General features: G+C 31.6%; 5 protein-coding genes. 3 read left to right on the plus strand and 2 right to left on the minus strand.

The annotated features are described in order from the left end of the window. Window positions 1-395: 395 nt before the first annotated feature. Window positions 396-1472 carry a hypothetical protein gene (locus tag ACKI2P_RS00035; RefSeq protein WP_407374049.1) on the plus strand — a complete coding sequence of 359 codons (1077 nt, stop codon included), beginning with the start codon at window positions 396-398 and terminating at the stop codon, window positions 1470-1472. A 292-nt stretch (window positions 1473-1764) separates the two neighbouring features. Here ACKI2P_RS00035 and ACKI2P_RS00040 read toward each other — a convergent pair whose 3' ends face one another. Together ACKI2P_RS00040 and ACKI2P_RS00045 are read right to left on the minus strand one after the other, a co-directional pair. After that, complete coding sequence (locus tag ACKI2P_RS00040; protein WP_407374050.1) at window positions 1765-1947, minus strand: hypothetical protein; 183 nt, start codon at window positions 1945-1947, stop codon at window positions 1765-1767. A 789-nt stretch (window positions 1948-2736) separates the two neighbouring features. Further along, window positions 2737-3300 carry a UTP--glucose-1-phosphate uridylyltransferase gene (locus ACKI2P_RS00045; RefSeq protein ID WP_407374051.1) on the minus strand — a complete coding sequence of 188 codons (564 nt, stop codon included), beginning with the start codon at window positions 3298-3300 and terminating at the stop codon, window positions 2737-2739. A gap of 170 nt (window positions 3301-3470) precedes the next feature. On the opposite strand from ACKI2P_RS00045, the gene ACKI2P_RS00050 reads away from it, so the two are divergent. Both ACKI2P_RS00050 and ACKI2P_RS00055 read left to right on the plus strand, forming a co-directional pair. Then, a complete protein-coding gene (locus tag ACKI2P_RS00050) occupies window positions 3471-4082 on the plus strand; it encodes a hypothetical protein (RefSeq protein ID WP_407374052.1) in 612 nt (203 codons plus the stop codon). Continuing rightward, window positions 4022-4474, plus strand: a complete 453-nt coding sequence (locus tag ACKI2P_RS00055; RefSeq protein WP_407374053.1) for a hypothetical protein — start codon at window positions 4022-4024, stop codon at window positions 4472-4474. Before ACKI2P_RS00050 ends, ACKI2P_RS00055 begins: the two co-directional genes overlap by 61 nt. Window positions 4475-4651 lie beyond the last annotated feature (177 nt).

A 4651-nucleotide genomic window follows, 5' to 3' on the forward strand; every position in this document is an offset into this window, starting at 1 on the left:
TTTTGCTTTTTTAAACTTGGTTATCGTTGAAAAAAGTTTTGATTAACTTTGTCATTTATTAGTTTAGATTTCATTGGTATTTAAAGTTCTTCAGAGAGCATTTGATAAGTAATTTTTTGTGCAATTCATCCATGACCTAAGCGGTCAGGTATTCTTGCAATATTTTTGATAAATCCCATAGCCAACACCTTCAATTAATGATAATTATATCCCCAATATTAATTAAAGTTAAGTTTAAAGCCAGCGCTTTATTCAATATGGGACTGCATGAAATGATGTTTTTGATGAAAGCGGAGGTTAAGAAGAGAATTATTCGAAACTTATTTAGCTAAAGTGATTTCTTTATAATTAACTTTAATTACTGTCCCATACATAATATCATCCAAGGTGTTAAAATGTCTTATCAGAATGTTTCACAGAGATATATTAATCGCTTATTTTACAATTCGGATAGAAATTTCAAATATCTGGATAATTTGATTCACTCATCCGATGGCAAGGTGGTTTTAAAATCCGATATAGTTCTTGATGATGTGGAATGTGAAAGATACGCCCGGGGAATAGAATTTAAGGGAGATGTTCTCCATATTGACGGGGCAGGCCACACTATCGATGCCAGATGCAAGGCAGCCATATTCGATTTCAACGGTACGGACATAATAATCGAAAACACCATTTTCAAAAACGGCCATGAAAGGGAAAACCACGTTGACACTCTATCAAATGAGGGATCGATGAGCCTTTTGAACTGCCGGTTTTTAAACAATTATTCCGTCGTATGCAACGATGGAGACATGGTTGTGAGGGATTGTATTTTTAAGGGTAACTTTGATGATCTGGCAGGTGGGGCAATAGCCCATTTTGAGGGTAATCTTGAAGTTCACAACTCACTTTTTAAGGATAACTCCTCATCGATTGGCGGAGCAATATATTCAGACGGAAGGGCAGTCATTTCCCGATGCACCTTCAAGGAAAATCATAGTCAGCATCGCCCGGGAGCAATATATGCTGAAGGTGAAATGATTATCAGGGAATGTGATTTTAAAAACAACTTCTCTGAGGAGGGTGCCGGAGCAATATACAACTGGGAAGAATCTGACTTGACTGCTGTAGACTCAATATTTGAGAAAAATCATGCCGAATATGCCGGAGGCGCAATAGTAAATGATGGAAATCTCTCCATCAGACAGTGTAAATTCAATGAGAATTCCGCAGGAACCTTTGGCGGTGCAATACATAATTCCTCAAACCTGGAAATTTCACAATCCGGCTTTTCAGCCAACGTTTCCGTGGCAAATGGCGGAGCCATATACAATAATGATGGCGTGCTTGAGATATTGCGTTCAAGCTTTTCAGGCAATCGGGGAGGTATCGGTGAAGCAATTTGCGTTAGCCGCAGTGATGTCTTTAAGTTGGACGAGAGTGATTTGAACGATGATTGTGTGGGTTATCAAGAGGATTACAGGTTTTAGCGAATTCTGAGTGAAATATGCTGTTGGCCGTCAGTTAAAAAATTACTAATTTTTCAATCCAGATGAACAATATTTTTTGTGGTTTTCTACACTATAGATTTGTGCTTTTTAACTAATTTGTTCAAAGCGAATGTTTTGAGGGAATTATTCAAAAATTATCAGACAGCTAAATTAGCTAATTTAAAATAATATGAGCATTTCATTGAAAAAAATTAATAAATATTCTAATTACGCACTAAATACAATTTTTACTTGTGTATAGACCAAATAAAAACTATTTATGCCATAAAATCTAATGTAATAAGTAATCAAACTCTTGACCATAAGGAGGTGGTATTATTTTAGGTAGGATAATATTGCCATTGGTAGGATTTGAAACTGATGTTTTAATGAATGCTCCCTTTGGCAAAACCACTAATTTGACAGGAGGAATCCTTATGAATGTCCAGAAGAAATTTTGGATTGGAGTGCTCATATACACCGTCATTTCATGGTGTGTTGCATTCTATTTCATTTGAGTTATATATTGACTAAAATGAGACCATAAGGATTTACCTTTAAATTGTAGAAACCATCAAATATTATAATGGTTGTTTTTCAATGACCTTATAAAGTCATATTCGGGTTTGTTTATTTATAATCGACACTTTCTACAATTTATAAATTAAACATGATAAAGTTTATATATCCACTATTTCAAATTATATCATAGAGTTTATAATCCACTTTCTGGATTACTTAAATTCTTACAAATTAGTGGTTTAATTCAATGTCTATCTACCTAAACATGTTTAATCATGTTATAGACATTGATATTACTAATATTAAATTTCTAACTATTTTTTAAGATTTGATTTTGTAAATCATCAACATTAACGACAACATTTATGGAACGGAATTGAATTTTGCACTGCGATATATAGGAACGTTTTCGCAAAAGAGATTTTGAATAGTAAATTTCGGGCATTAACGTGTTGAATAACCAGAGGATAAATGTTTAAAGCGAATGTTTCAATCAGAAACATGCGATGTTTCAAAATCAAAAACCTAAAAAAAATAAAACTTCAAAAAATAGGCAACAGATAAGTGCAACATAGATACTTATTATCCAACAATTTTTGGAACAAAATTGACCCATCGAATACTACAAAGTACAGTCAATTAATCAATATAGTTTAATTTAAACCATGAAAATAATTATAACAATTTTCAATTTAATGAATTTAAAAATTAAAATTAAAGTAAACTTAATATGACATATAGATTAACCGACAAAAGTTTTCATGTAACTGACCAAATCGTCTTTAAACTCATCATCTGCCATTGCATAATCAATTGATGATTTTATCCACTCAAGGCGGTTTTCAATGTTGAAAACCTTGCCTGTGAATTTAACACCGTAGATTTTTTCAAGTTTTGACATTGCATCTGTAAGCTGGATTTCACCGTTAAAACCAGGTTTGGTTTCTTTAATCCTGTCAAAGATATCTTCGGTTAAAATGTATCTTCCAAGTATTGCAAGATTGGAAGAAGCCTGATTGCGTTTAGGCTTTTCAATCAGTTGAGTGATCTTATAAGTGTTTTCATCGATTTTATCACCGTCAACGATTCCGTAACTGCATACTTTGTCACATGGAACTTCCCTGATTGAAATTGCAGGTTTTTTGTATTTATTGAAAACATCAATCAGCTGCTTTGTGCATGGTTTTGCACTTTTTGTGATTGAATCGCCTAAAAGAACTGCGAAAGGCTCGCCTCCAGTGTGTTTTTCAGCGCATGCAATTGCATCCCCCAGGCCTTTCAGGTTTTTCTGTCTGACATAGCACATGTCTGCAAGGTCTGTGATTTTTCGAACCTTTTTTAGGTCACGGTCCTTGCCTGCCCTTTGAAGAGTGTATTCAAGTTCATATTAATAGAATTACTTTACAAATGCTCTGTCACACAGCATATATAAATTACAAATGTAAAAATAAACATTATAAAAACAAAAGGTGAAATATGGAACTAGAAATATTTTCTGATGAAACATACATTTTAAATAAACGATATATTGGAATTGGTTGTTTATTTGTTCCAACATCATTCAAATATAAGTTAGCAAATAAATTAATATCTTATCGTTGCTTAAACGATGCAGACAATAGTAAATGGCTTATAGACCACAATTCTTGTGAAATTTTTAAAAAAGGAAAGTGTACTGAAAAAAATCATATCAATAATGATTGTGAAATCCATTATGCAAAATTTAGAAAAGGAATGTCATATTCCAGAAAAACAATTTCAACAAAATGGATTCAAATGTTAGTCAATAACAATAAATTCTGCTCTGAAGAAGAAAAAATCTATTTTAATATACTCTTCTTAGATTTAGAAAAATTAGATTCAAAATTTTTTGGTGAAGATAAAACAAACAATAACATATACAATAGATTCTATAAGACAACAATTGTAGGTCCGTTGAAATATTTCTTCAAAAAGTATAACCACATCACCATCAAAGAAATTTTTCATGATATTTCAGATGATAAAAATTCTCACGAGTATTTTAAATGGCATACCCCATTTATACTGGATGGAGAAAGAATATTACAGTTAAAGAAAAAGAAATAACATTTATTGAGTCAGATCATAAGAAATATAAACCATATGATAACAATTACATTAATTCTACATTAATTCAATTCATTGACCTTATTTTAGGATGTACTGCCCATGCAATTTTCAGAGAATCTAAAGACCATGAAAAAATGAAGTTATATGAAGAATATTTCCCGTTAATTGATAGAATATGGAATGAACCAAACAATAAAAATAGCCACTACAAATATTTTAAATCACAACAGGTCTCCATATTCCCTAAAGAAAAGATTTCATATTATAAAGATTTATTTGGTAATAAGAAAAGGACTCCGGGAAAATTTCATAGGGATATACAACTGATAGAACCATCAACATCCACTAAAAATTATGATATAAAATATTTTATAAATAATAATGATTAACACACTCATAGTTCTGAAAATTCATCAGGCATTTTAAGAGTTCGTCCAATAATTAAATTTTTTGATTGGATTTTAATTAAAGGATTGTGCTTTGATTATAGGATTAGTGGGATTTCGGGAGTTATTTTACACTTGAAATTTCACTTCATTACTTTTTTTAGATAATTTTGAATATTT

This window comes from Methanobrevibacter sp. (assembly GCF_045541095.1).
GTDB lineage: Archaea > Methanobacteriota > Methanobacteria > Methanobacteriales > Methanobacteriaceae > Methanocatella.